Origin of the sequence: Niallia laureatilytica, assembly GCF_046613985.1 — a bacterium.
Classification (GTDB): Bacteria; Bacillota; Bacilli; order Bacillales; family Cytobacillaceae; genus Niallia.
This window is the reverse complement of the sequence record NZ_JBKKHP010000005.1, coordinates 122,997-149,622: the sequence shown is the minus strand read 5'-3', so window position 1 is coordinate 149,622 and position 26,626 is coordinate 122,997. Positions and strand designations below refer to the sequence as shown.

Genomic DNA, 26,626 nt, shown 5'->3' with positions numbered 1-26,626 from the left:
AAATGAAGAAAAGCTGTCCGTTATGGGCAGCTTTTCTTCATTCCCTAAAAGAGGGTAAACTGTATTAATAGTTGCCTTGCATTACTATTTAAACAGTCCAATAAATATGCTCTTATAGGAATTCAACTCAAAAAAGCACCAGCAAAATGCTGATGCTTTAATTCTGTTGAGAGTTCTATCCAGTTGATAAATGGAACCAATAGATTGTTAATAAAGTTTGTTTTCTTCTTGTTCAGCCTTCCACCATAGGGCATCTGCTGGATTCTCAATAACTTCTTTATAATCAGACTTTGTAGCAACTGTTGGGTAAGATCCTTTTAAGGATTTTCCTGTTGTACTCTTAAATAAGAATAGAATTACAAAGAATCCGATAAGGCTTATGATTGTTAAGTACCAGGCAGGTGCTAAGTTATTGCCTGTTTGGTGAACGAGCCAGGTGGAAACTAATGGTGTAGTACCACCAAATATAGAAACTGAGACATTAAATGTTACAGATAGTGTTCGGTAGCGTATATCGGTATGGAACATTGCTGGTAGCGAACCAGGCATGGAACCTTCATAGGTTGCAAGCAGTACACCCAGAATTAGAATACCTAATGAAATAAATATTAGGCCACTCATGTTTACGAAATAAAAAGCTAGCGCCGATAAAAGGGTCAAACCGCCTAAACCGATTAAGAAGACTTTTTTATTACCAATATTATCACTTAGCTTACCGAATAGTAATGTGAGTGGCACCATGATGACCATCACAAGTGTAATTAATATAGTACCGGTAGTGCTTGATAAACCAATAATTTCGTTTAAATAGGAAGGCATATAGGATAATAACATATAATTGGTAACATTAAAGAAGGCTACAGATACGAAACAGACAATAATATCTTTTTTATGATTTTTTAGTATAGAGAAGAAGCTTTCTTCTGTTTGTTCTTGAGCATCTGTAGTAGAAATTTCATTTTCAAAAATAGGTGATTCCTCTAGGTTCTTTCTCAAATACAATCCAACAAATCCTAGTGGTAAACCAAGCAAGAATGGAATTCTCCAACCCCATGAGGCCATTTGTTCATCTGATAAGGTGATAAAGAGTATGCTTGCTACGAGTGAAGCTAATATATATCCTGCAAGGGTACCAATTTCTAATCCACTTCCGAGGATGCTGCGCTTATTGTCAGGAGATGATTCAGCAATATAGACCATTGCACCGGCATATTCGCCTCCAGTTGAAAATCCTTGAATAATTCTTGCGACTAATAACAGGATAGGAGCCCATATTCCAATTTGATCATAAGTAGGTAATAAACCGATCAATAAGGTCGAAAAGGCCATTAAAATAATGGTTGTAGTTAAGACGACTTTTCTTCCGGCTTTATCACCAATTTTACCAAAGATAATACCGCCTAAAGGTCGCATTAAGAAGGCAATTGCAAATGTGGCAAAAGTAAATACTAATTTTAACTCGTCATTTTGTACTGCACTAAAAAAGTTCTGACTAATAATAACAGCTAAGTAGGAATATAAACCAAAATCAAACCATTCCATTGCATTTCCTACTCCTGTAGCAAACACACTTTTCTTCGCTGTTTGAATATCTACAATGTTAATCTTCTTCTTGTTAAATTTCATTTTTTCAACTCCGTGATGTGCGGTTATACAAAAATAACAGATTAGTTCAATCTAGTGTTACTCATGTATCATATTGTGGGGAAAAGCATTTGAGGTAAACTGAAAGCACAAATAATTAATATAGTGCCAAATTCGTCAGGTCAAACTAACACTGATCTCAAGTGAATAGTTGTTTCCCTCCTTTTATTTTTTTATAATCCTAACGATTTCTAAACCTTGCTATCATTCACTACAATAAATCTGCTTATATAACCTATATTTTTTGTCTCATACTAAATACCCGAACAGATTTTACTTTAAACATAATGGAATATTACAAAGACTTTTTAGGAAATAAGATTCTTTATAATATAGGACTTAAAATACTGTGGTTTAGCCATTTTGAAGTTAATAATGGAACCAAATAAAAATTAAAACTTTTTCTCAACTAGGGCAGTAAGTTGAACATTTATCATAACTTTAGATGTTTCGATAAACTAATTTAAGAAAAACCTATGTCAACCCGTTGACATATGAAACCGGTTGACATAAAATGATGTTGAAAGTGCTTTCAATTTAGATTTGTACTCCATTACATCAAAAAGGGGAAATTGAAATGAATGGTTCAAAACGATTGTATTGGCAATTAAGTGCTTATTTTTTCTTTTTCTTTTTCACTTGGTCTTCTAGTTATTCCTTATTTTCCATTTGGTTAGGTCAAGAAATAAACTTAAACGGAGCAGAAACTGGCATTATCTTTTCTGTAAACGCTATCTTCGCTTTATGTATGCAGCCCATATACGGATATATTTCAGATAAAATTGGTCTGAAGAAAAATATTCTGTTTTTCATTAGCTTGCTGCTTGTTTTTGTTGGACCGTTTTATATTTATGTTTACGGACCATTATTGCAATTTAATGTGCTATTAGGGGCAGCGGTTGGGGGCCTTTATCTTGGAACAGCCTTTTTAGCCGGCATCGGTGCAATCGAGTCTTATATTGAAAAGATTGGCCGGAAATATCAGTTTGAGTATGGGAAATCAAGAATGTGGGGCTCGCTGGGATGGGCCGCAGCTACTTTCTTTGCCGGGCAGCTGTTTAATGTTAACCCGAACATCAACTTTTGGATTGCCTCTGTGTCTGCGGTCATCCTCGTTGCAATCATTTTATCTGTAAGAGTAGAGATGACTCATCATGAAATGGAAAGAGCCGACTCTGTTACCTTGAAAGATGTAGGACAGCTGTTTCTCTTAAAAGATTTCTGGTTTTTAATGATGTATGTTGTTGGTGTCACTTGCGTTTACAGTGTATATGATCAACAATTTCCAATCTATTATTCTTCTTTGTTTGCATCTGAAGCCCTTGGTAATCAAGTGTTCGGCTATTTAAATTCATTCCAAGTGTTTTTGGAAGCAGGAATGATGTTCTTAGCTCCATTTCTTGTGAATAAGCTTGGAGCGAAACGAAGTTTATTGCTGGCAGGTTTTTTGATGGCTTTCCGCATCATTGGCTCCGGTATTGTAATAGGTCCAATTGGAATTTCTTCGATGAAGTTAATTCATGCAGTGGAGCTGCCAATCATGTTAATTGCTATCTTTAAATATTTAGCTGCGAATTTTGACACTAGATTGTCATCAGTCTTATATTTAGTCGGCTTTCAATTTGCATCTCAAGTCGGTGCATCGATTCTATCTCCATTGGCCGGCAGATTATATGACAGTATTGGATTTAGACAGTCCTATTTATTAATGGGATTATTGGTGCTCGTATTTTCGATTATTTCGATCTTCACATTACTCAATTCGAATAAAACGATAAATAATAAGAAAAAACTGCAAATAGTTAATTAGGAGGAATTGTACATGTTAACAACTAATAAGCTTCAACTAGCGCAAGAAGCCATCGAAAAGGCAAAGCAGCAAATGAATTCCCGCTACAGATTAGGCTATCATATTATGGCGCCTGCAAATTGGATAAATGATCCGAATGGTTTAGTCCAATATAAAGGGGAATATCATGTGTTTTATCAGCATCATCCATTTGATGAAAACTGGGGTCCGATGCATTGGGGCCATGTGAAAAGCAAGGATTTAGTTCATTGGGAGCACTTGCCAATTGCCCTTGCACCAACAGAAGCATACGAAAAAGATGGTTGTTTTTCTGGAAGTGCTGTTGATGATAATGGCATTCTTACCTTGATTTACACAGGCAATATATTTATAGACAAAGAGAAAGATATTCTTGATCAGTCCCAATGTATTGCTACTAGCACAGATGGCATTCTCTTTACAAAAGACACCGCAAATCCGGTAATATCCAAGCATCCTGAAGAAGGATCTGGTCATTTCCGTGACCCTAAAGTATGGAAGCATGAGGACTTCTGGTATATGATATTAGGCACAAGAAAGGAAGATACCGGCAAAGTTGTTTTATATAAATCAAGTGATCTACGAGAGTGGCAATATATTGGCGTATTAGCAGAGAGTGATGGATCACTAGGTTATATGTGGGAATGTCCAGACTTCTTTGAGCTTGGAGGAAAGCATGTACTATTATTCTCTCCGCAAGGCATGGAGGCACAAGGTGAATTATATAATAATATCTTCCAAACAGGCTATATAGTTGGAGATTACAGTTATGAAACAAATAGCTTTGAAGCAGATGATTTCACAGAACTAGATAATGGCCATGACTTTTATGCAGTGCAAACATTTTTAGATGACAAAGGCCGCCGCATTGCGATTGGCTGGATGGATATGTGGGAATCGATTATGCCGACAAAGGAAGACGGCTGGTGCGGCGCCTTAACACTTCCCCGCGAGTTAACACTTGATCAAAATAACAAAATCTTCATGAAACCAGTAGAGGAATTGTCATTGCTGCGAACAACAGAGCAAAAGGTGTGCACAAACAAACATCTAGCTGAAAGCTATCTCGTTGAAGCAAATAATGATCTTATGGAATTAAAGCTTGATATTGATTTAACAAAAACAGCAGCACAAACAGTGGGCGTGAAAATCCGCGGCATCAATCAAGAGGAAACCTTGATAAAATATGAAACGAAAGAACAGAAGCTAGTGTTAGATGTGTCTAAAGCTGGAAAAAGCGAAGATGGAGTAAGAGGCACTACACTTACAGCTGACACACAACTTTCACTAAGGGTGTTTATCGACAGATCCTCTATCGAAGTATTCGCAAATGATGGACAAGTGACAATGACAAGCCGTATATATCCTAACGAAGCAATACTAGGGTTTGAACTTTTTGCAGAAAATGGAGCAGCTGAAGTAATCGATTTTACTTATTGGGAATTGAAAGATATATGGGAATAATAATAGAAGGAACAAGTGTATACCACTTGTTCCTTCTTTCTTTAAAACGGCAGATTTCTAAACTTCTTTGGTGTTAATTCTGTATGCTCTTTAAAAATTTTTATGAAATGAGGCACACTGTTAAAGCCACATTCAAATGTGATTTCCTGAATAGATAAGTCTGTGTTGTGCAAGAGCTCTTTGGCATGATTAATGCGGAAGTTAATTAAATATTGATAGGGAGAACAGTTCAAATGTTTTTTAAATACTCGTGAAAAATGATATGGACTTAATCCTGCACAATCGGCAATGTCCTGAAGCTTAATTTGGTTAGGAAAGGAGCTTTCTATGTAATTAATCGCCTCTAAGATAGATTTGAACTGCAAGGAATCCACTTCACTCGATTTCTTTTTTAATTCATACAATATCTTATGTATATAAATAGATACAGCATCCTCTTCTACATGATTTTCTTTGGCTGCATGGAGAATACTAGTCATATAGTCTTGAATTACATAATTGTTTGCAATCGAAAAAACACATCCGCCTGCTTCATATAGGAGATTATAATAAGCTTCACTTGCATTACCAGAGAAATGAATCCAATCAAATACAGTTTCCTCTTCGGCCTGATATTTATGTGGTTTATAGCAATTCAGAAACACAAACGAGTTTTCTGAGGCGGTATATTCCTTTCCCTCATAAAAGATTCTCATTTTTCCCTTCTTTACAATCATAAATAGATAGCTGTTCCAATTGTTCCGCTCTACGATATATTCGTTACTGCAGCAGAACGTACCAGAGTAAGATAAATAGAAAAGTGCATCTTTCGCGAAATCACTAGGTGTATGAAAATACATTTTTGATTGTGATAAGACTCCTTTTTCCACCATATAAAACTTCCTCCTACATATCTTTTACACGCATTATAAAGACAGCAAGAATATTACATTATTTAGCAATATCCTATAATGACATTGTAAATAGAGTTTATTAATATGTACATAAGGAAAGCAAAAATAAACAATAAAGGAGTTAAATAACATGGAAATTAGAATTGGACTGATTGGTGCAGGTTGGATGGGTAAGGCTCATACGAACTCATTTGTAAACGCTTTATTGAACTTTGGTCCTGAATATGGCAAGCCAATTTTTGAAGTTGTATCAGATGTTAGTGCAGAAGCAGCTCAAAAAGCAAGTGAGACATTAGGCTATTCTAGATGGACAACAAACTGGCAGGACATAGTCACTGACGAACATATTGACATCGTTGATATTGCGACACCAAATGCATTTCACTATGAAATTGCAAAGGCTGCACTAGAGAACGGCAAGCATGTATACTGTGAAAAACCTTTAACTCTATCAAGTGAACAATCATTAGAGCTTGCGGAAATTGCGAAGGCTAAAGGAGTCGTCAACTATGTTGGCTACAATAATGTGATGAATCCAGCCAGTGCTTATATAAAAGAACTAGTAGACACTGGGAAACTAGGCGACATCGTCGGCTTCTTCGGAACGTATGCACAAGATAGCCTGCTTGACCCAAATTTGCCTATTACGTGGAGACATATTAATAAGTATTCTGGTTCTGGCGCACTAGGTGATTTAGGCTCCCACTTGTTAAGTGTTTCCCAGTTTATTTTGGGAAATATTGAAAGCGTTAATGCAACAGCGAAAACTATATTTAAACAAAGACCTTCATCTCCTGGTTCTTTAACTTTAGCAGAAGTAGAAAATGAAGATATTATTGCAATCCTAACAAACTATGAAAATGGAGCAGTCGGCACAATTTCTTCTAGCCGGATTGCAGCAGGAAGAAAAAATTACTTAACATATGAAATCCAAGGAACAAAAGGCACTGTTCACTATTCTTTAGAACGTATGAATGAAGTAAACGTGTATTTCACATCAGATAATAGTGCAGACAGAGGTTTCCGAACAGTATTTTTAGGTCCAGATCATAAAGGCTATAGTGCATTTTATCCAGCAGCTGGTATTGCAATCGGTTATAACGATATGAAAGTGCTTGAAGCACACGAATTGCTGTCAGCACTATCAAAAGGCACTGCCTATGCTTGTGATTTTGAATTTGGCGCACAAATTGATAAAACAGTTGATGCCATTCTAGCATCAGCAGTACAGCAGCAATGGGTTCGGGTGAATGAAGTGGGAGGTGTAATCGCATGAATATTAAAATAGGAACAGCACCAGACTCCTGGGGAGTATGGTTTCCCGAAGATGAAAAGCAAGTGCCGTGGGAACGGTGCTTAAATGAAATGGAAGAGGCAGGCTATGAGGGGATTGAGCTTGGACCATGGGGCTATCTTCCGAATAATTATCAGCAATTAAAGCAAGAGCTTGAGAAACGCAACTTAACCCTGACAGCAACAACATTAGTTGGTGATCTTACTTCTGAGAAAAAAACACAGGAAATGATTGCTCTACTCGATGAAATGGCAGAGCTTCAGCTGAAGTTTCCAACTGCGAAATATGTAGTGTTAATCGATGATTGTTATACAGATTTGTTTTCAGGCGAACTTATCCGTCCGCAAATATTAAACGATGACGAATGGAGCTCATTTATCCGCAATGTAGAACAAATAAAAAACCATGCAAAATTAAGATACGGCTTGGAAGTAGTGTTTCATCCACATGCACAAAGTCATATTGAGACAGAGGAGCAAATCGAAAGACTTCTGCATGACACAGATATAAATATATGCTTAGATACAGGACATCATGCATATGCAGATGGTGATCCAGTTGCGTTCATGCGCAAACACCATGCTCGTATTCCATACCTTCACATTAAAAGCTGTGATCTCAAGGTAAGAGAAAGAATGCAGTTAGAGGGCTGGTCCTTTGCTAAAGCAGTGAGTGAGGATATTATGTGTGAACCTGAATTAGGTGTAGTCGATATGGAAGCTTTCTTTAAAACTTTGCAGGACATAAACTATAATGGGTGGGCAGTTGTCGAACAGGATATGTATCCTGCACCATTTGATAAGCCATTTCCAATTGCAAAGCGGACAAGTGAATACTTAAAAACTATTACTAACGTAATTAATACCAAATAAACAGTTCTTTACAACTCTATCATAAAGAAGATCCATCATATGATAGAGTTGTAAAGCTAAGAAAGCATCCGTTTTATTTGATTATTTTTGAAAGCGGATACAAATACTCTGGCGAAAAAGGAGGAATGGGCAATGGATAATGCAAAGTTGTCTAATCATTACTCGATGGAGACAGGAAAGGGTAATAAAGATCCAAAAAAAAATCTCCGGTTAATTACGATTGTAGCGACCTTTGGAGGATTGTTGTTTGGTTATGATACAGGTGTAATTAACGGTGCACTGCCATTCATGGCTCAGCCTGACCAGCTTAACTTAACTCCTTTTACAGAAGGTTTGGTCGCAAGTTCACTTGTTTTGGGAGCGGCAATTGGTTCCATCTTCGGAGGCCGGCTCTCAGATACTAGGGGACATCGAAAAACGATTCTTTATTTAGCGATCTTATTCTTCTTCGCAGCGCTTGGCTGTGTTATCGCTCCAAATACAACCATCATGATTTCATTCCGATTTCTGTTAGGGCTAGCTGTAGGCGGAGCATCCGTTATCATCCCCTCTTATCTTGCAGAAATGTCACCAGCAGAACGACGCGGCAGATTAGTAACACAAAATGAATTAATGATTGTCACTGGTCAATTTCTTGCCTATGTTTTTAATGCTGTTATCGGAAATACCTTTGATGAAGCAGGACATGTCTGGCGATATATGCTAGTGATTGCTACACTACCAGCCGTTGCCTTATGGTTAGGTGTTCTTATATTGCCAGAAAGCCCACGCTGGCTCGCATCAAAAGGGAGAATAGCAGAAGCACTGCATACACTAAAACAAATTCGTGAAGGAATTTCGGCTGAGAAAGAATTAAAAAGTATTCAAGCAAGTATCGAAGAAATGAAAAACACCAAAAAAGTTACCTTTAAAGATTTAGGCATTCCATGGATTAGAAGAATCGTTGTCCTTGGAATAGGAATCGGAGCGATTTCACAATTAGTAGGCATTAATTCAATCATGTACTATGGCACACAAATTCTCCAAAACTCTGGCTTTGGAACAAAGGCAGCATTAATCGGAAATGTCGCAAATGGCTTAATTTCCTTAGTAGCCGTCATTATTGGCATGTCCATCATGCATAAGGTAAATAGACGCTCTATGTTTCTGACAGGATTAATTGGTGTTACCGCAGCTCTCCTTTCAATCGGAATTTCCACACTGCTTCTTGCGGATTCCCCAATGCTGCCATATGTCGTCCTTTCTATGACATGTTTATATTTAGCGTTCTTCCAAGGAGCAGTCGGTCCAATGACATGGCTCACCTTATCAGAGATATTTCCAGCCAGAATCCGAGGAATAGGGATGGGAATGGCAGTCTTGTTTCTCTGGCTTTTCAATTTTTTAGTTGGTTTATTCTTCCCCGTACTATTAGACAGTGTTGGCTTATCGGCAACCTTCTTCCTTTTCGCCGTATTTGCGGTTGGAGGGATTGTGTTTATAGGAAAGTATTTACCGGAAACAAGAGGATTGTCGCTGGAGCAGATTGAGGAGAATTTTAAACGGAGTTAAAGGATCTTATAATTGTTATTTAGAGTTGCATCTGAATGGATGCAGCTCTATTTTTTGTATTCATGCAAGCTATTAAAATACTTTGTTAAATAATCTGACAAGTTGCTTGCCTGTAAAGAAGGAATAAATTACGATGAAATGCAAATACATCGACTTATTTACCTTTCATTTGAACGAAAATCCCAGAATAACTAGGTACGTCTTAGAGAATGCTCCGAAGAAGTTGCACCATACTAGGCTAGCGATTTTTCTGTTTATAACAAGGGAGCCGCCGAATAGGTAAAAGGTGAATTGCATAACAGGCTGTCAAGGTGATGGAAAACTTGAAAAAGACTTGGACAGCTGTAACACACAGATGTTTTCTTCAGAGAGATTAATGCGGTAAGCATAATTCATAGTAATACTTTCATGGAGGATTGTCAGCACAAACCTATGTGACTGTATCGGAGGAAAAACCGAGAGGGGAGAGGTACAATGGCTGTAAATGATACGAAAGTACAAGAAATATCGCTTCATACACTGAAAGCAACTTCAAAAACGGTGCATTGGGGCTATTTTGATAATTCTGTTAAGCCAGCGTTAGAAATAAACTCCGGTGATATCGTGAGTGCAGAAACAGTAACACACCAAGCGGGGGACGCACCTGACTTGATGATGGATGACGGGATTAAAGAAATATACGATAATATTCCTTTTGAGCAAAGAATACCAGGTGCTCATATTATGACTGGACCGATCTATGTTAAGGATGCAACACCTGGAGATATGCTTCAAGTAGAAATTCTGCAGCTAACTCCACGCTTACCTTATGGTGCAAACTTGCTGGCGAATTGGGGCTTTTTATTTAATGAATTTGATAAAAAGGAACGAATCACTATTTATGAATTAGACCGAGAAGGCAAGTGGCTGAATGCTAAATTTGCTTACGACTACCCTTATGAATACAACATCAATGGCAGAATTATTGCACCTGAAGAGGCTATAAGGGAGCCTGCATTAACAAATATGCAAATACCAGCAAGACTTCATATCGGCAATATGGGAGTCGCACCTAAGGAAAAGGGTTGCTTTAGTTCAACACCTCCAGGAATGTATGGAGGAAATATCGACAACTGGAAAATTGGTGCTGGTGCTACGATTTATTATCCAGTCGGAGTAGAAGGCGCATTGCTGTCCCTAGGTGACGGTCACTTCGCGCAAGGAGACAGTGAACTGAGCGGAACTGCAGTAGAAGCATCATTAAATTGCTTGTTAAAAATAAATGTCCGTAAAGACATGGCCTTTCACTCTCCCTTGCTTGAAACAACTGATGCATGGATAACCCATGGTTTTCATCCGGATTTAGAGCAAGCTGCAAAAAATGCAGCGTTAGAAATGGTTGGATTTCTGAGTTCAAGATATGGGCTGTCAAGGCAAGATGCATACTCGTTAATCAGCGTTTGTGGCGATTTTTCGATAACACAAGTGGTGGATGAAAATAAAGGAATTCATGTATCAATCCCAAAAAGTGTATTGCTGCCTAAGGCTTAGGATATATCCTAAGTCTTTTTATTATTCTTCTCCTAATTCTGTTTATTCCGATCAGAAGCTGAAATGTAAAAAAGCTTCTATTTTTCTAACAGAAGTTACCGTGAATTTCTCCACAAAAATTGTCCATAATAAAACAGTCATGAACAGCATAATTTTTAGGAGGAAATGAAGAAAAATGAGAATGTTACATTCACTAATAGCATGTATGACGATTCTTTTATGTGCAGTCGGTTTAAACCCAACTGTCTCCGAAGCACAGCGAGTAACACATGATCCTGTAATTTTCGTGCACGGATTAGGGGGAAACAGTACTAACTTTTATTTCATTAGAACCTATTTGAAGCAGCAAGGCTGGGCAGATAATGAGTTGTACGCCATTGAATTACTTGATAAAACAGGGAACAGCATTACAAATGCGAAACAGCTGTCTACTTATGTAGATGATGTGCTAAGAAAAACGGGTAAGAAAAAGGTTGATATTATAGGACACAGTGCAGGCGGGATAAATGCGTTAACTTATATTCTGACTGATGGGGGAAATAAAGTTAACGATGTAGTAACATTAGGATCCCCAAATCGAGTAATAACAACAAAAGCACCCGTCGGAACAGATCCAAACCGCAAAATCCTTTATACATCCATCTACAGCAAAAACGATTATATAACACCTAACAAACTTTCCATCCTCGATGGAGCAAAAAACATTGAAATAACTGGTGTTGATCATTTTGGGCTTGTTACTAGTAAAAAAGTAAATGACTTGATTAAGGTTGCTTTGAATGGCGGCGGGTTGAATACGAATAAATAATTAAAACCCTATTATGTGGACATGAGGTTAACATAATAGGGTTTTAATCTATTTACAATTCGTCCAGTATGGTTGTTACAGAGTACTCTGCCACATAAGGCTGATTCTCATTTAAAATGTCATCTGTAAAGTTTATTCCATCTACAATAACTGTTTTCTCGTTATTCTTAGTATGGGAGAGGCTAATGCTTACTACTGCATCACCATTATAGATATTCAGCGGTGTTAATGTTTCATTTAGGCTATCATAGAGCAGCAAATCTCCGTTTATTACAGTCCCGTATACGTAACTTTTGACAACTAATATGTATTGATCATCAAGCCATAGTGCTTGCTTCGGATAGTAATTGTTTTCATTCTCGTTATCCACTTTTACTTCTACCGTACCCTCATCCTTCATGTACACAAAAAGACTTCCACCTTCTTCAAAACCACCGAGGGGATTAAGCAGTATGTTCTGATAAGAAGGGGAGTAAGAGATAATATCGTTATTGTTTAAATAATTAAAAGTACTTGTTTTTCCATCATTTGTAGAAACGACTAGTTTCTCTTCAAAAGGTGTATATGTTAACTCGAAATTATCGATGGTTTCTGCTGTCGAGTCATCTTGAGGTAATATGTCATTATTTGCTGTAACGACTGCCTTTTCCTTACTGCCAGTTTTAGTTTTCTCGTCCATTGATGGTGCTGAATTAGATTCTTTTTTCTTTTCAGATGCTTCTTCAGAGTAACTTTGATATAAAATACCCCCGTAAAAAGCTCCTCCAAGCAATAATACGATAATTATTCCTGTGATACTGATTTTCCGTTTTTTCTTTTGCATTCTCATTAATAACTAGACCTCACTTTTTTTCTTAATAACGTACAAAATAATAACATAATTAAGAACATTTAAGAATAGCAAATTTAGTAGTTATTAGTGATATAAAAAAATAGAATACACTTCCTAACAAATCTTACCGGTTGTTTCTCCTCTCGAAATATATAACAATAGTTATAGCAAGATAACTTCTAAACCATAGGGGGAAATAATGAAGACTACCAAATTACTAATTTCATTAGTTGCATGTATGGCTATTATTGTTTCTGTTGTTGGAGCGAAACCTTCTGTTTCCAAAGCAGCGTCAAGTCATGACCCGGTTATTTATGTGCACGGAACAGGCGGTAACAGCACAAACTTCTATGCAATTAAAAGTTATTTAAAATCACAAGGCTGGGCAGATAATGAGCTTTATGCTATTGAATTATTAGATAAAACAGGCAACAGCTATACAAATGCCAAGCAGCTTGCAACATATGTAGATCAAGTATTAAAGAAAACCGGCAAAAGCAAGGTCGATATCATCGGACACAGTGCAGGCGGTATTAATACATTGACTTATATATTGAACACTGGCGGAACAAAGGTGAATGATGTTATCACATTAGGATCGCCTAACAGATTTGTTACATCAACAGCACCAGTTGGCAAAGATTCTAACGATAAAATTCTATACACGTCTATTTACAGTTCAAAAGATTATTTAGTGCCAACATGGCTTTCTAACCTTAAAGGAGCAAAAAACGTTGAGCTTAGTGGAATTGGCCATTTAGGGTTGGTTGCTAACAGCAAGGTGAATGAGCTTATTAAAGCAGGATTAAATGGCGGCGGTCAGAATACAAACTAAAATGAATATAAAAAATGACTCAAGAGCTGTCTTGAGTCATTTTTTTATATATCAGTTTTTAGTATTCGAGTTTATTATTTTGCCGAGATCCAACTCATGTACTGTGTCACACAGAATCTCAATATCCTCTTTACTATGGCTGGCGAGTAATATTGTTTTTCCTTGATTTTTTAGCTCTAAAAGGATTGTTCGAATATCTTTAACTCCTTGGTTATCCAAGCCATTCATCGGTTCATCAAGTATAAGGATATCAGGATCTTCCATCAGTGCTTGAGCAAGACCAAGTCGCTGCCTCATTCCGAGTGAATATTTGCCGACATGTTTTTTACTTTTAGAATCTAATCCAACTTTTTCAATTACATGTAAGATCTGTTCCTTTGATATTTGCTTTTTGATTGCAGCAAGAAATTTCAAATTGGTGTATCCATCATAATTAGGCAGAAATCCCGGTGCTTCAATAATGATACCTATATTTTCTGGCACATCACAGTCCTGACCGATTTGCTGATCATCTATCTTAATACTTCCAGATGCTGGGATAACGAACCCGCAAATACACTTTAAGAGAATGGTTTTCCCAGAACCATTTCTGCCAACTAAACCGTGAATTTTGTTTTTTTCAAACGATAAGGAGATGTTATTTAATACAGTCGTTTCTCCAAACCTTACTGTTAAATCATGAACCTTAATACCTGCATGCATCTTAACTACTCCTTTCTTGCTTATATAGGTGGTAACACATTAATCGTTTGCTTGCGGTTAATTACAATGGCTGATATTATCATTATCCCGATCAGTAGAGCAAAACTAATATAAATATAGGTTATCGACGGCATTGGAGTTGTTCCATTAATATCAATCCGTGCAAGATTGCTCCATGACACAGGTGAAAAGCGGTATAAATAATATCTATTGGTAACAGTCGCATCTAAAACTAGCAGGAAGGATGCCGTTAATATTCCAAACACTCTAGTGTTCGAAAAGGAATTAATAACATAAATAATAAGCCCTAAAAATACTCCGGTTAACCATGAAAGCAGGAGAGAAAACCACAATGCTTGAATGGGCGAAAAATAGTGTAAAACATCTGAAGGAATAAATGTTTTTAAATTAACTACTTCGGCTGCATTAGTATTTGCAAGTGTGCCAAGAACTTTTCCCCATTCCATTGTAAATTGGATATTGAAAAAGTTAAGCCCGATAGATAGGAGCAGGAGAAAGATAAAATAAATTGCTGAAGCGATGAAAATATACCCAATTTGTCCGATGCTCCATGGAATTCTGCCGCTTCTTGCGATTATATAGGGCTGGTTCTCGTCAATAAAAGGAGCATCACTGAACAGTAATAGTAAGGGGAAAAAGAACAGTAGCTTAATAAATTTCTGAGTAAAAAGAAACGGAAACATCCATGGCGAGACATTAATATCAATGTCTTTTCCAAAATCTACGATTTCCTTCGTAAAGCTATGTGTCAAAATGATCAGCAGAATAGCGATAATCCAAACTCGGTAATTGGAGGACCATTTGCGGAAATTTTGCAAACACACAAATCTTGCTGTATTAAACAACTTCATTACGCACCCTCCTCTTAACTTGATAAGAAAACAGCCATCCAGCTAGTATTGATAACATAATAAAAATAAAACAAAAGTAGATAAAACTGATGAGGGGACCTTGCTGAATGACATCTGAACTTTTTGTAAGTAAGTACAGGTTAAATGCATTTGGAAGTAGGATGGTAACTTCTTCTAAAACATAACTGGCAATAACAGGTGCAGCTATTGCAGCAAAGTGAATTGGTATAAACGCAGAGAAGGTTAATCCAACAACTGTCCATAATGCTGCTGCCATACTAAAAACAAAACTTTGTGCTAGTAAATATAAAGGCGGGAAAATACTGGTACTAAGTGATTTAAATGGTGGAAACAATACTTGGTTTAAATCTTCATTTGGAAACAAGGGGAACTTAAATGACAGTAAGATGATAAATAGGATTTGTCCTATAAATACAGTTAATAAACCACTGACAAAACAAGTAATAATTTTTGACCACACATATTTGCTAATCCCTGTACGGATGACAACTGGTTTTATAAATTGGCATTTCCAATCACTGCAGAAGCTGGATACATAAGGAAACGCAGCAAATAAAACTACTAATTTTTTAAACATTGTTAAGCCTATAAAAATATCAAAATAATAAGCTACATCTCCAGCAACACTATTAATTTCTTCCCAGACGCTTATAAAACAAAGTAAAGTAACACCGATGATGGAAAGGTAAAAAACAGGAGACGAAAATACTTGCATAAACGACATAGTTAATGCTCTACTTTTCATATTAATAGTCACTTCCAATACGCAATTCTTGGCCCGTATCTGCATCGATTATGATAGTAAAATAATCGGATGCTGTGTTTGTGCCTTTTTCATCACTAGACGTTACATCCTGTTTGGCGGTAAAGACCCATGCAGGGGTTAGTTTATAGCTGATGGAATCCTGCTTGGACACAATTGGAACATACTCTAATGCTATTTTTGATATTGTTATTGGGTCTGTTAATAAGACGTCTTTGTACTTGTTTTCAACCATGTTTATGGCGTCTTCCAAGGAAATCGGATTTACTTTATTTTGTATTGTTTTGCCTGTATCATAAATGCCGTCTAGAGTTAAGGCAATTATTCCATCTTTATTAACAACACCTACTATCCGGCTTCCTATTACCGGTATTTCAGCAGCATTACTAAAATAACCTTTGTTTGTTATGATTAGATTGTTATGTACAACAGGAAAGGTGACTACATATGCTTCATCAGCCTTTTCCCATTTGCGAGGATGACCGCCGTCCTTTTGTTCGTAATCCTCCCATTCATTTTCTAATGTTTCTAAATCTAAAGCAATCACATCTGGATTTCCAAGGTTGGTTATACCGTATTCATTTGCTGCCTTTTTAACCTTTTCAATGGCCTCGTTGCTATTAATATTTTCAAGTGCTGTTTTTTTGTATATATCGTGCAAATCAGACCGTATATTGGGCTTTGCACCATATATAACATCAGAATATTCACGATCACTGTAAAATGAATCCTCAAACCTAACAGTACCTAATTCTATCGACATATACGATCCATCCGTAAATTCAAAATATACATCTTTATAGTCTGGTTTAATCTCATTATTGTTTTCAAAAGTATCTGTTAATTCTTTATTATTAACAAGTTCCTGCTTTAACGGATCGTTCTTTAAGTCCTTCGGTGAGATGGAGAGTGAGGGATAATCTTTATTTTCTCCACCAGCTATATCTGCTTTTACAAGCAAGTTTTTGTCCAATTCCACATCAAGATTATCAGGTGTTGGTTCATTTGATTTGTTTGCCTGTTTCGAATCAGATGCAGCGTTTTGTTCACCTGTTGGAAAGCAGCCAGAAAGCACGACTAGAAATGTACAAAGTAGCAATAACCATATTTTTTTCAAGACTTATACTCCTTTCAAAAATGATTAAGTAATAATCATAGACCGATGCAGGTAGTCGGTCTATGTTAATTTAGACGATTTAGCTTGTTAAGAGTACCAATAACCTTCTTAGTGTACAGAGTATTTATCTGTATCCGCTTGCAGAATTAAACTTTGACCTTTGTTCGCTTTTTTACTATAAGCTTTGACAATTTTTTTTGCATTAGAGGGAGTTACCCTAATGTAACCAGTGTAAGATGTTGCACTAGTTAACGGGCTTTTTCTTATGTTGTAGTAGTATTTATCAGAAGATATTATATTGTGCTTTGTAGTGTAAATATAGCCTTTTTGTTCAGTATCATCTTTCGGGTTAGGTGCAGAATACGCTACACCACTATTTTGCGACGGAGTTACATTAAACGAGAAGGATTTTTTCTGTGCAAACCCAGTAGGAGTCAAGATTGAAAAAAGAAAAGCGGTAATTAATAAACCAGGGATAAGTTTCTTTTTCATTGTTTTTCTTCTTTTAATCATTTTTTTATAATCTGTCAGGGACCTGCATGCCAGATTACATGTAAAATATAACACGGCTAAAGAATTAATAGTTTTGCGAATTATGACATTTTTCTTTTAATCTAGTATTTTAGAGTTAAAGTCCTGAAGACTGTGACATTTTTCGTAACTGAAATAAGCTAAAGGATGTGGTATTGTTTAAAAGCTGTTTTAGATTATGTTTAAGAAAACTTCTTTTTTAAGCTGCTGATAATTATCATATAAAAAGAATCAATTTCCCCCAAATATTTGCAACGTGCTGTCCATACAGGTATAGTTAAAATGTAAACGATTTCATTTGAAAAGGGGGAAGGCAATTGAGGAATTGGTACGGAGTAAAATTGTCATTGCCGCAAACTGTTAGTTTATCATCTCAGGTAAGTGCTCAAAGCGGGGAAAGCCAATATGATAAAGACGGTGTTTTTTATGAAATCTATGTAAAATCTTTTTATGATTCTGATAGTAATGGCCATGGTGACTTAAAAGGAATTATCAGTCAGCTTGATTACTTGAATGACGGCAATAGGAGCACCAGTAAAGACTTGCAAGTAAATGGAATGTGGCTGATGCCGATTAATACGTCACCAAGCTACCATAAATATGATGTGACAGATTACTATAATATAGATCCTGAATATGGAACGTTGGAAGATTTTCGTAACCTGACTAATGAAGCACATAAACGGGGCATGAAGGTAATTATGGATTTAGTTGTTAATCATACGAGCAGTGAGCATCCTTGGTTTAAGGAAGCCAGTCAAGATATAAACAGTAAATACCGTACTTATTATGTGTGGGCAGATGAACATGCCGATTTAAACGAAACAGGATCATGGGGTCAGCAAGTATGGTATAAAAACCCAAACGGAGAGGGCTATTACTATGGCACATTTTGGTCTGGCATGCCTGATTTGAATTTTAATCATCATGACGTTAGAGCAGAAATGATTAAAATTGGGCAGTATTGGCTCAGCCAAGGGGCCGACGGTTTCCGGCTGGATGCGGCGATGCATATCTATAAAGGGCAAACTGAAGATGGTGCAGCTAATAACCTCGAATGGTGGAAAGAATTCAGAGCTGTGATGCAGCAGAGTAAACCAGATGTGTATTTAGTCGGTGAAGTTTGGGATTTGCCAGAGGTAGTTGCACCGTACTATGAGGCATTAGATTCAGCCTTTAATTTCCATTTAGCAGATAAAATCATCCTTTCTGTTAAAAGCGGCACAGATCAAGGTATTACCGCAGCAGCACTTTCAACAGCAGCGCTTTACCACACTTATAATCCCACTATAATCGACGCCATTTTCTTATCCAATCATGATCAAAACCGTGTTATGAGCGAGCTGAATAGTGATGCTGCTAAAGCGAAGTCGGCTGCATCCATTCTGTTGACATTGCCTGGCAATCCATTTATCTATTATGGGGAAGAAATCGGTATGACAGGCGCAAAACCAGATGAGTTCATCCGTGAGCCATTCCGTTGGTTTGAAGGCGACGGGGAAGGCCAAACAAGCTGGCAAACACCAACCTACAATATTGGCGGAAATGGTATCTCTGTTGAAGCACAAGACAACGATCAAGCTTCCCTGTTAAACCACTATCGTAAAATGATCCGTGTTCGCCAAGGGTATGACGAGTTACTAAAAGGAAATTTAGAAGCGATGGAAGTCAATAATGCAAAAATAGTCGCCTATAAACGGACCCTCCACCAAACCATCCAGATTTATCATAATATTTCAAATGAGACAGTTGCAGTAACTATTGCCGGCAATGGAGAAGTAGTTTTTTCAAGTGAAGCGGGTGTAATAAAGAATGATTCGATGTTAACTATACCTGCTAATACTACTGTATTAGTAAAATAAATATCCAGTTAGATCCTGTTTAGGCAGGATCTTTTTTAGTGGGAAATTAAATGAGTGATTCAGGGGTCACTATTGTAAGGGTCTATGATATATTTACGTAAATGGAAGAGTGGTTTGTTAAAAGGTGAAATTTCAATAAACCTGTTATATAAAGGGTTGAATAATAGTGTCTAATTATAGTCACTATAATGTCAAAAATCTCTTAACTTTTATAGCAATGTACTCATAATGCATAAGTTTACAGCCATTTTCTTAAATGTGCGTCACTATGTTAAGACCCTATTATTCCTTTTAGGATTTATAGAGCATGTCAGATTAGGAATAGAAGGTATGCAATCCGAGCATTTTAAACATATATCTATATTTGATATGTTATAGTTATTAGAGAGATTTTTTACAAACATAGAATAAGTGAGGTTAAGATTTTGACAAAATTATTTTACAGTCTGTTTGCTGTGCTAATATTGCTTGCAGGATGCAGCGATAATAATTCAACTCCGAAAGAGGAGACAGAACAAACTGAAGACAAAGCTTCTCAGGAAGAAACACAAAAAGAAATAGTTAATTTCATTAATAATGATATTGCAAAGGTTTCTGCCTATGAAACAGAAGCAAATGACGAATTGGCAACTGTTTCTGGTGACAATTACAGTTCAGAGGATAAGCTATATGATGTGCTGACAAATAAAGTAATTCCTACATATGAAAAAGCTGTTAGTGAAGCAAAAAATATACAAGTGAATTCTTCAGAACTGGAACCATTGAAAAAGCAAATGGAAGATGCAACAAGCACTTACTACGAAGCTTTGCAGCTTGAAAAAGAAGCGCTGGAAAAGGATAATGAAGAACTGTTCGGGAAATCTAACGCAAAAGCACAAGAGTACTTGTTGATGTTGAAAGATTATCATGAAGATATGGCAAAACTAGCGAAAAAATATGATATTGATTATCAGCAAGGCGCTGAATAATTAATTAGGAGGTAAGCCGATGGTTTACCTCCTATATTTATGCCCTAAGATAAATCTGCTTTACTTGAATCATTTTCATAGCCATTCTGTTAAAATGGAGAAATTAAGTAGGAAATTTGCCAATAAATATTATAAAATTAATGATAAATTAGTATGTGAAAGAAAGTGGAGGGGTATCCATGAACGAATTGAATATCAATACAAATCCTGGTTTTTTCACAAGAATAAATGCTGCCATGTCAAAACTAAGGGATTCTGAGAAAAAGATTATAGAGTTTATTGAACAAAACCAAGATGAGATAATTCATCTTTCCATTACAGAAGTCGCTGAAAGAAGTGAAACAAGTGAATCTTCTGTTGTCCGTTTATGTAAACGCCTTGGTTATAAGGGGTTTCAAGACTTAAAAATAAACTTGGCAAAGGAAGTCATTGCCCCTGAAAAACAAATTCATGAAGTGATTGAAAAGGGCGATGACGTTGTCATGATTAAAAAGAAGGTATTCCAGTCAAATATTCAGGCACTTTATGATTCAATCGAGGTTTGCAGTGATGATGAATTAAGAAAAGCAGTGGACGCTATATCAAAAGCTCGCGTAATTGAACTATATGGAACGGGCGGCTCAGGGGCAGTCGCAGCGGATGCTCATCATAAACTGTTAAAGCTAGGTATAAAATCATTTACCTATAGCGATCCTGTCCTTCAGGCTATGTCAGCAAGTGTACTCACACCTGAAGATGTTGTTATCGCCATTTCACATACAGGCTCTAACACAGACGTTTTAGCGGCGGTGAAAATTGCAAAAGAAGCAGGAGCTGCCATCATATGTATTACGAATTCTTCAAAGTCTCCTATTACTAAAATTTCGGATATTGTGCTGCAAACAGCTTCTAAAGAGACCTTATTTCGAACAGATGCCATTTCATCAAGGATTGCTCAATTAACTATTATTGATATTTTAGTTGCTTCTGTTGCGAATCAGCAATATGAACTGTACTATAGCAACTTGCAGAAAACCCGAAAGTCCACTACTGATAAAAAGATGTAAGAGTGTACTTGAAAAAAATCTTCAAATTTTCTAAAAATATCTTGAAGGAAATTACCACCATGTGATATGATGATTGTGCAAAAGGAAATAACAGAAAATTCTATACAACTAGACCGTACTTCTTGTTTTTTGAAAATACAGCGTAGAAGGAGTGATTTACCAAGATTCTCTTATTGTCATGTGAGAAATAGAGGAATTGTTTCACACTATTGGTAAATTCCTTCTATTTTTTTGAATTTATTGTGAAGGAAATTTTCTTCATAAAGGAGAGAACAGAAAATGAAAGCAGCTGTATTTCATGGTCCTAATAATATGAAGCTGGAAGAAGTAACGAAGCCGGAAATTAGTGAAAACGAAGTGCTTGTAAGAGTAAATGCAAGTGCTGTATGTGGCACAGATATTCGTATATATGAAGGCAAAAAAACAAAGGGCGTTCGAACTCCGTCGGTGATTGGTCATGAGCTTGTCGGCACCATTGCAGAAGTCGGTGCAAAGGTAATGGAATTTAGTGTTGGTGACCGAGTGGGAATAATGCCAGTTATTCCGTGCAGGAAGTGTTACTACTGTTTAAATGGCAGGGAGAATGTTTGTGCAAATCGTACTGCGATTGGCTATGAATTTGACGGTGGTTTTGCAGAATATGTGAAAATTCCAAGTACAGCTCTTGAAGCTGGCAACCTGGTGAAGATTCCAGATAATTTGTCCTTTGAACAGGCAGTCATTGCAGAACCGCTTGCATGCTGCATGAACGGCCAACGAAAAGCAAATGTAAAAATGGGCGACGTTGTAGTAGTTATTGGCGGAGGACCTATTGGGCTGATGCATGTACAATTAGCCAAAATAGCAGGGGCGACTAAGGTGATATTGAGTGAACCAATTGATCATCGCCGTGCTAAAGCGGTTCTTGCAGGTGCCGATTATGCTGTGAACCCGGAGGAAGAATCACTTGAGGATATTGTTTTAAGTGAAACAGATGGTTTAGGGGCAGATGTAGTCATCATGGCAATAGGCATTCCTTTCTTAGTTAAAACGTCCGCCAATCTATTAAAAAAAGGCGGTACATTAAATCTGTTTGCTGGATTTACAAATGGCGTCTTGGCGGAGATTGATCCTAACATTATTCATTATAATGAGATTACCATTAATGGAACCTCTGCTTTAACAAGAGCTGATTATCATAAATCATTGTCTCTCATTGCATCAGGCAAAATCAATACGGCTGCTATTATCACAACAGGCTACACTCTTGAAAATATCGAACAGGCAATTTTAGATGTAAAGAATGGTAATCATATGAAAACAGTCATAACCCAATAACAAGTAGAAATAATATGAGAATAGGAGTGTTATTTATATGTCATTATTAGGTAAAGAAGTTCGTATGAATCGTCTATTAAATCAAAAGTCTGGAAAACTATTAGCTGTTGCAGTCGATCAAGCAATGGCACGGGGTATTTTTGAAGAGCTGATGCCAATTCAACGTAAATTAGATGAAATTGTAGCAGGTGAACCTGATGCCATTACGATGCATAAAGGCATTGCGGATATGTGTTACCGTCCTCATGCTGGCAAAACAGGCTTTATTTTGAAGTGCTCTACGTTCTCCCCTTGGCAGCCAAATTATGATGCATGGGTAACAGAAGTAGATGAAGCAGTGCGACTAGGCGCAGATGCAGTGTCGATGGGCTGTATTGTAGGCGGTGATGATCAGCCTGAACAATTACGCAATCTAGGTATCATTGCTGGTCAGGCTGCAGCTCACGGCTTGCCAATGATTGCACATATTTATCCAAGAGGAAACCAAATTCCTGAGAATGAAAAAAATGATTGGAAGAATGTAGCCTATGCAGTTCGTGCTGGCGCTGAGCTTGGTGTGGATATCGTGAAAACAAAGTATACCGGCAATCCAGAAACTTTCGCTAAAGTGGTTGCTTCTACTCCAGGAAAGGTAGTTGTCGCAGGCGGAGAAAATGGAAATAATATTGATGACTATTTCCAAATGGTTTACGATGTTATCGATGCGGGCGGAGTAGGTATCACGTTTGGCAGAATGGTATGGAATAATCCTAATCCAACAGCGGTTGTGTCAGCGTTTAGAAATATTATTCATAATAAAGGAACTGTTAAAGAAACAATAGAACTTTATAATGAGTTAATGAATTCTCCATTGAGTGTATAGAGGGTGGTATAGTTATGTCTCATATCATTGGCATAGATATTGGCACTAGCGGGATAAAAGTTGGTGCAATGAATAAAAAGGGAGAATTAGGGTTTCTTGAGTATGAGCCCTATTCTCTTCTTTACCCTGCCATGGGCTGGATTGAAATTGATCTTGATGATATTTGGAGTAAAACGAAAACATTGCTGTTAAAGGTGTGGCAGCAAGTTGAGCTTGAAAACACAGGCAAAGTAGAAGCAATCTCTCTGTCTACTTTTTGTAATAGCTCGGTGTTTTTAAATGCAAAGGGCGAGCCCCTTTATCCAGGCATTATGTATTTAGATCAAAGAAGCACACAAGAAGCAGCTTGGATCAAAGACCAAGTCAGTGAGAAATCTCTGTTTGACATTACTAAAAATCGATTAGAACCTGGAATGTATACGCTTACAACTCATTTGTGGTTTAAAAACAATAATCCAGAATTATATGCGCGCACCTACAAATGGGGGAATCTTTCTACCTTTATTCTGCACAAGCTGACAGGCAATTTTGTGATGGATTGGACGCAAAGTTCCTTTAGCGGGATGTATGATGTCAAAAACTATCGTTGGTCTCCTGAAATATATGAGGCGGTTGGTATAAACCCTAAGAAGCTTCCTGAGGTTGTTGATCCAAGTTCTATCGTTGGGGAATATGTGCATCCAGTAATTGCGTCCGTCCGCATACCTGTGATTGCCGGTGCAGCAGATACAGCATGCTCCACTGCCGCCCTCGGAATCGGTGTCAATGAAATGTTCGAATCTGTCGGGACTTCTAATGTTTTAACTGTTTGTACAGATAATCCAGAGCTGTTAGATAAGCGATTTTTAAATAGATGCCATGTTATAAAGAATCATTGGTTGTCTCATGGAGCCATGTCCTTTCCTGGTGCAGCTATACAATGGTTTTACGACCAATTTCTAAAGCCGGAAGGATACACGAAAGCTGAGTTAGAAGAATTGTGCAAACAATCAGCACCAGGAGCAGGCGGTGTCTTTTTTCTGCCTTATATGCAAGGAGAGCGAGCCCCGATTTGGGATCCTAATGCAAGAGGGGTCTTTGTCGGCATACATTTAAATACAACTAAAGCCGATATGTTTCGAGCTGTGTTAGAAGGCTGTTCTTTTGGTTTGAAACAAATTAATCAAATTATTGAATCAGACTATCAACTCCGCGTTAAAAGCTACCAATCTATCGGCGGCGGGGCAAAAAATCGGGAATGGGCCCAAATTAAAGCAACTGTACTGAACAAAAGCGTTCATATTAAAGATATTTCGGAGACAGGTGTATTAGGAACATGTATGATTGCTGGCACCGTAATAGGCTATTTTGATTCATTGGAGGAGGCGGTTGAAAAAATTCACAATAATACGATTTCCATAATAAAGCCAGACTTGAGTAAGCGAGTGCTTTATGAGCAGTTAAATAATGTGTTTCATCAAATTTACCCGTCTTTAAAAACATTTTTTGCATTAAGCAATCAAACACTTTCTAAAGCTGACAATGGGACAGAAGAGGATGAAGAGGTAATTATTTAGTATTTTTTGTAAACCCTTACAAAGAGAAAAATAGCAGTTTTTATGAGGAAAATACTATTTTTTATGATTGGGGGAAATGAAATGAGTTTACCTGAATCCAAGGTCAATCCAGGATTAGAAGGGAAGAGAAAGTCAGGATATCGTTGGTTAGTTCTTTCGCTTATTTTTGTGGTCTATATTGTTTGTTATGCTGATCGAACGAATATCGGTGTTGTGCTGCCATTTATTCAACAAGATTTTACGCTTAACAACTTTCAAACAGGGGCTATATCAAGTTTTTTCTTCCTAGGCTATGCCATTTCACAAATCCCGGCCGGTTTCCTACTCGGCAAAAAAGGAACTCGCGGAATAGTAGCTATTGCAGTTATTGCCTTTTCCTTAGTCACCTTTTTCCTTGGGATGGTTTCAAGTGCTGCACTTTTGATTTTACTTCGTTTACTTCTAGGTTTAGCAGAAGGTCCTGTTCCTGTCAGTATGTCAACCACCATTAACCACTGGTTTCCGGCTAAAGAAAAAGCTACCGCAACAGGAATTTATATTGCTTCTACACAGCTTGCCCCAATCTTTGTACCCATCATTGCTACAGCTATTGCCATGTCTTTCGGTTGGCGTTATGTTTTTTACTGGTTTGCTATCCCTGGATTTATAATTGCGATCATTTGGTATCTGGTTGTCAGAACAAAGCCTGAAGACAGTCCAAAGGTATCAAAAGAGGAGCTAGAATATATTCGCCAAGAAGAAGTGCCGACAGAGGCCGCAACGGAAAATAGATCACTAGGCTGGCTAGATAAAGCTATTCGTTACCAAAAAGTCGCTAAAATCAGCACATCTAAAGAAGTTTTTACGTCTTGGAATATTTGGGGTAATACATTAACTTATTTTTTAATGAACAGTGTATTATACGGCATGTTGACATGGGTACCTATGTATTTAGTCAACGCAAAAGGCTACTCCTTTATGAAAATGGGCTTTGTCGCGTCTACACCTGCAATCGGCGGTCTGTTAGGTGCTCTTTTAGGCGGAATTATTTCTGACAAAGTATTCTTAAAAAGACGTAAGCCAACCATGTTAATTACAGCCATCGCTACCGCATTGATGATGCTTGTCGTGATGAATATTCCAGATAACGCCATTCTTGTTTCCCTTAGCTTAGGGCTGGCAGGCTTCTTCCTTAATATTGGCTGGCCCGCATTTACTGCTTATCCAATGGGGTTAACAAATAGAAATACATTTCCTGTCGCGATTGCAACAGTAAACAGCGGCGGAAACCTAGGCGGATTCTTTTCCCCAATGATTGTTGGCGCAATCCTTGATGCAACTGGAAATTATAATATCGCCTTTGGATTCTTTGCGGTCATGCTAGTGCTTGGCTTCTTCATTATTACCACTTTAAAGGAACCAGCACTAGAAGGATAAATTCATAGTCATTTATAGGGCAGAGGAGTTTTCCCATGCCCT

The 26,626-nt window shown here is 37.3% G+C and carries 23 protein-coding genes; 15 read left to right on the top strand and 8 right to left on the bottom strand.

Annotated features, from left to right (window positions below):
- Positions 1 to 207 precede the first annotated feature (207 nt).
- Positions 208 to 1,626: an MFS transporter gene (locus ACLIJJ_RS14360; RefSeq protein WP_233315122.1), complete on the bottom strand. Its 1,419-nt coding sequence runs from the start codon at positions 1,624 to 1,626 to the stop codon at positions 208 to 210.
- Between the two features lie 595 nt (positions 1,627 to 2,221).
- Here ACLIJJ_RS14360 and ACLIJJ_RS14355 point away from each other — a divergent pair.
- Together ACLIJJ_RS14355 and ACLIJJ_RS14350 are read left to right on the top strand one after the other, a co-directional pair.
- A complete protein-coding gene (locus ACLIJJ_RS14355) occupies positions 2,222 to 3,454 on the top strand; it encodes an MFS transporter (RefSeq protein WP_233315123.1) in 1,233 nt (410 codons plus the stop codon).
- 12 nt (positions 3,455 to 3,466) lie between these two features.
- The gene (locus ACLIJJ_RS14350) at positions 3,467 to 4,936 is read left to right on the top strand and encodes a glycoside hydrolase family 32 protein (protein ID WP_411411142.1); all 1,470 of its coding nucleotides are present in this window, start codon (positions 3,467 to 3,469) and stop codon (positions 4,934 to 4,936) included.
- A gap of 41 nt (positions 4,937 to 4,977) precedes the next feature.
- Here the strand turns inward: ACLIJJ_RS14350 and ACLIJJ_RS14345 are convergent, their stop codons facing one another.
- A complete protein-coding gene (locus ACLIJJ_RS14345; RefSeq protein WP_237942850.1) occupies positions 4,978 to 5,808 on the bottom strand; it encodes a helix-turn-helix domain-containing protein in 831 nt (276 codons plus the stop codon).
- Between the two features lie 151 nt (positions 5,809 to 5,959).
- Between ACLIJJ_RS14345 and ACLIJJ_RS14340 the strand changes: the two genes are divergently transcribed.
- The 5 genes from ACLIJJ_RS14340 to ACLIJJ_RS14320 all read left to right on the top strand — a co-directional run bounded on the left by ACLIJJ_RS14340 (position 5,960) and on the right by ACLIJJ_RS14320 (position 11,884).
- Entirely contained in the window at positions 5,960 to 7,105 is a 1,146-nt protein-coding gene (locus tag ACLIJJ_RS14340; RefSeq protein ID WP_411411141.1) for a Gfo/Idh/MocA family protein, read from the top strand.
- On the top strand, positions 7,102 to 7,995 hold the full coding sequence (locus ACLIJJ_RS14335; protein ID WP_411411140.1) for a sugar phosphate isomerase/epimerase family protein: 894 nt from the start codon (positions 7,102 to 7,104) through the stop codon (positions 7,993 to 7,995). Before ACLIJJ_RS14340 ends, ACLIJJ_RS14335 begins: the two co-directional genes overlap by 4 nt.
- A gap of 132 nt (positions 7,996 to 8,127) precedes the next feature.
- Positions 8,128 to 9,546 carry a sugar porter family MFS transporter gene (locus ACLIJJ_RS14330; RefSeq protein ID WP_341081137.1) on the top strand — a complete coding sequence of 473 codons (1,419 nt, stop codon included), beginning with the start codon at positions 8,128 to 8,130 and terminating at the stop codon, positions 9,544 to 9,546.
- Positions 9,547 to 10,020: 474 nt separating this feature from the next.
- On the top strand, positions 10,021 to 11,076 hold the full coding sequence (locus tag ACLIJJ_RS14325) for an acetamidase/formamidase family protein (protein WP_411411139.1): 1,056 nt from the start codon (positions 10,021 to 10,023) through the stop codon (positions 11,074 to 11,076).
- Positions 11,077 to 11,251: 175 nt separating this feature from the next.
- Complete coding sequence (locus ACLIJJ_RS14320; RefSeq protein WP_341081114.1) at positions 11,252 to 11,884, top strand: esterase/lipase family protein; 633 nt, start codon at positions 11,252 to 11,254, stop codon at positions 11,882 to 11,884.
- A gap of 52 nt (positions 11,885 to 11,936) precedes the next feature.
- On the opposite strand, the gene ACLIJJ_RS14315 is transcribed toward ACLIJJ_RS14320, so the two are convergent.
- Complete coding sequence (locus ACLIJJ_RS14315; RefSeq protein WP_411411138.1) at positions 11,937 to 12,707, bottom strand: hypothetical protein; 771 nt, start codon at positions 12,705 to 12,707, stop codon at positions 11,937 to 11,939.
- A gap of 208 nt (positions 12,708 to 12,915) precedes the next feature.
- Between ACLIJJ_RS14315 and ACLIJJ_RS14310 the strand changes: the two genes are divergently transcribed.
- Entirely contained in the window at positions 12,916 to 13,551 is a 636-nt protein-coding gene (locus ACLIJJ_RS14310) for an esterase/lipase family protein (protein ID WP_411411137.1), read from the top strand.
- Between the two features lie 51 nt (positions 13,552 to 13,602).
- Here ACLIJJ_RS14310 and ACLIJJ_RS14305 read toward each other — a convergent pair whose 3' ends face one another.
- The 5 genes from ACLIJJ_RS14305 to ACLIJJ_RS14285 form a co-directional block, all read right to left on the bottom strand.
- The gene (locus tag ACLIJJ_RS14305; protein WP_237942840.1) at positions 13,603 to 14,253 is read right to left on the bottom strand and encodes an ABC transporter ATP-binding protein; all 651 of its coding nucleotides are present in this window, start codon (positions 14,251 to 14,253) and stop codon (positions 13,603 to 13,605) included.
- Between the two features lie 20 nt (positions 14,254 to 14,273).
- Positions 14,274 to 15,125 (bottom strand): hypothetical protein, encoded by an 852-nt coding sequence (locus tag ACLIJJ_RS14300; RefSeq protein WP_411411136.1) that lies wholly within the window; start codon positions 15,123 to 15,125, stop codon positions 14,274 to 14,276.
- Positions 15,112 to 15,891, bottom strand: a complete 780-nt coding sequence (locus ACLIJJ_RS14295) for a hypothetical protein (protein WP_411411135.1) — start codon at positions 15,889 to 15,891, stop codon at positions 15,112 to 15,114. Before ACLIJJ_RS14295 ends, ACLIJJ_RS14300 begins: the two co-directional genes overlap by 14 nt.
- Before the next feature lies 1 nt (position 15,892).
- On the bottom strand, positions 15,893 to 17,026 hold the full coding sequence (locus ACLIJJ_RS14290) for a hypothetical protein (RefSeq protein ID WP_411411134.1): 1,134 nt from the start codon (positions 17,024 to 17,026) through the stop codon (positions 15,893 to 15,895).
- 108 nt (positions 17,027 to 17,134) lie between these two features.
- On the bottom strand, positions 17,135 to 17,539 hold the full coding sequence (locus ACLIJJ_RS14285; protein ID WP_411411133.1) for a hypothetical protein: 405 nt from the start codon (positions 17,537 to 17,539) through the stop codon (positions 17,135 to 17,137).
- Positions 17,540 to 17,874: 335 nt separating this feature from the next.
- Between ACLIJJ_RS14285 and ACLIJJ_RS14280 the strand changes: the two genes are divergently transcribed.
- The 7 genes from ACLIJJ_RS14280 to ACLIJJ_RS14250 all read left to right on the top strand — a co-directional run bounded on the left by ACLIJJ_RS14280 (position 17,875) and on the right by ACLIJJ_RS14250 (position 26,584).
- Positions 17,875 to 19,419, top strand: a complete 1,545-nt coding sequence (locus tag ACLIJJ_RS14280) for an alpha-amylase family glycosyl hydrolase (RefSeq protein ID WP_411411132.1) — start codon at positions 17,875 to 17,877, stop codon at positions 19,417 to 19,419.
- A gap of 425 nt (positions 19,420 to 19,844) precedes the next feature.
- Positions 19,845 to 20,387: a hypothetical protein gene (locus ACLIJJ_RS14275; RefSeq protein WP_233315138.1), complete on the top strand. Its 543-nt coding sequence runs from the start codon at positions 19,845 to 19,847 to the stop codon at positions 20,385 to 20,387.
- A gap of 179 nt (positions 20,388 to 20,566) precedes the next feature.
- The gene (locus ACLIJJ_RS14270) at positions 20,567 to 21,433 is read left to right on the top strand and encodes a MurR/RpiR family transcriptional regulator (RefSeq protein WP_233315139.1); all 867 of its coding nucleotides are present in this window, start codon (positions 20,567 to 20,569) and stop codon (positions 21,431 to 21,433) included.
- A 279-nt stretch (positions 21,434 to 21,712) separates the two neighbouring features.
- Complete coding sequence (locus ACLIJJ_RS14265; protein WP_233315140.1) at positions 21,713 to 22,750, top strand: zinc-dependent dehydrogenase; 1,038 nt, start codon at positions 21,713 to 21,715, stop codon at positions 22,748 to 22,750.
- A 37-nt stretch (positions 22,751 to 22,787) separates the two neighbouring features.
- Positions 22,788 to 23,612, top strand: coding sequence for a class I fructose-bisphosphate aldolase (locus ACLIJJ_RS14260; protein WP_233315141.1), 825 nt, complete (start codon positions 22,788 to 22,790; stop codon positions 23,610 to 23,612).
- Between the two features lie 14 nt (positions 23,613 to 23,626).
- Positions 23,627 to 25,168, top strand: a complete 1,542-nt coding sequence (locus ACLIJJ_RS14255) for a xylulokinase (protein ID WP_411411131.1) — start codon at positions 23,627 to 23,629, stop codon at positions 25,166 to 25,168.
- A gap of 81 nt (positions 25,169 to 25,249) precedes the next feature.
- Positions 25,250 to 26,584, top strand: coding sequence for an MFS transporter (locus tag ACLIJJ_RS14250; protein ID WP_233315143.1), 1,335 nt, complete (start codon positions 25,250 to 25,252; stop codon positions 26,582 to 26,584).
- Positions 26,585 to 26,626 lie beyond the last annotated feature (42 nt).

Coding starts and splice junctions, on each gene's coding strand:
- ACLIJJ_RS14360 (WP_233315122.1), bottom strand. CDS start 1,626: ATGAAATTTAACAAGAAGAAGATTAACATTGTAGATATTCAAACAGCG.
- ACLIJJ_RS14355 (WP_233315123.1), top strand. CDS start 2,222: ATGAATGGTTCAAAACGATTGTATTGGCAATTAAGTGCTTATTTTTTC.
- ACLIJJ_RS14350 (WP_411411142.1), top strand. CDS start 3,467: ATGTTAACAACTAATAAGCTTCAACTAGCGCAAGAAGCCATCGAAAAG.
- ACLIJJ_RS14345 (WP_237942850.1), bottom strand. CDS start 5,808: ATGGTGGAAAAAGGAGTCTTATCACAATCAAAAATGTATTTTCATACA.
- ACLIJJ_RS14340 (WP_411411141.1), top strand. CDS start 5,960: ATGGAAATTAGAATTGGACTGATTGGTGCAGGTTGGATGGGTAAGGCT.
- ACLIJJ_RS14335 (WP_411411140.1), top strand. CDS start 7,102: ATGAATATTAAAATAGGAACAGCACCAGACTCCTGGGGAGTATGGTTT.
- ACLIJJ_RS14330 (WP_341081137.1), top strand. CDS start 8,128: ATGGATAATGCAAAGTTGTCTAATCATTACTCGATGGAGACAGGAAAG.
- ACLIJJ_RS14325 (WP_411411139.1), top strand. CDS start 10,021: ATGGCTGTAAATGATACGAAAGTACAAGAAATATCGCTTCATACACTG.
- ACLIJJ_RS14320 (WP_341081114.1), top strand. CDS start 11,252: ATGAGAATGTTACATTCACTAATAGCATGTATGACGATTCTTTTATGT.
- ACLIJJ_RS14315 (WP_411411138.1), bottom strand. CDS start 12,707: ATGCAAAAGAAAAAACGGAAAATCAGTATCACAGGAATAATTATCGTA.
- ACLIJJ_RS14310 (WP_411411137.1), top strand. CDS start 12,916: ATGAAGACTACCAAATTACTAATTTCATTAGTTGCATGTATGGCTATT.
- ACLIJJ_RS14305 (WP_237942840.1), bottom strand. CDS start 14,253: ATGCATGCAGGTATTAAGGTTCATGATTTAACAGTAAGGTTTGGAGAA.
- ACLIJJ_RS14300 (WP_411411136.1), bottom strand. CDS start 15,125: ATGAAGTTGTTTAATACAGCAAGATTTGTGTGTTTGCAAAATTTCCGC.
- ACLIJJ_RS14295 (WP_411411135.1), bottom strand. CDS start 15,891: ATGAAAAGTAGAGCATTAACTATGTCGTTTATGCAAGTATTTTCGTCT.
- ACLIJJ_RS14285 (WP_411411133.1), bottom strand. CDS start 17,539: ATGATTAAAAGAAGAAAAACAATGAAAAAGAAACTTATCCCTGGTTTA.
- ACLIJJ_RS14270 (WP_233315139.1), top strand. CDS start 20,567: ATGAACGAATTGAATATCAATACAAATCCTGGTTTTTTCACAAGAATA.
- ACLIJJ_RS14265 (WP_233315140.1), top strand. CDS start 21,713: ATGAAAGCAGCTGTATTTCATGGTCCTAATAATATGAAGCTGGAAGAA.
- ACLIJJ_RS14260 (WP_233315141.1), top strand. CDS start 22,788: ATGTCATTATTAGGTAAAGAAGTTCGTATGAATCGTCTATTAAATCAA.
- ACLIJJ_RS14255 (WP_411411131.1), top strand. CDS start 23,627: ATGTCTCATATCATTGGCATAGATATTGGCACTAGCGGGATAAAAGTT.
- ACLIJJ_RS14250 (WP_233315143.1), top strand. CDS start 25,250: ATGAGTTTACCTGAATCCAAGGTCAATCCAGGATTAGAAGGGAAGAGA.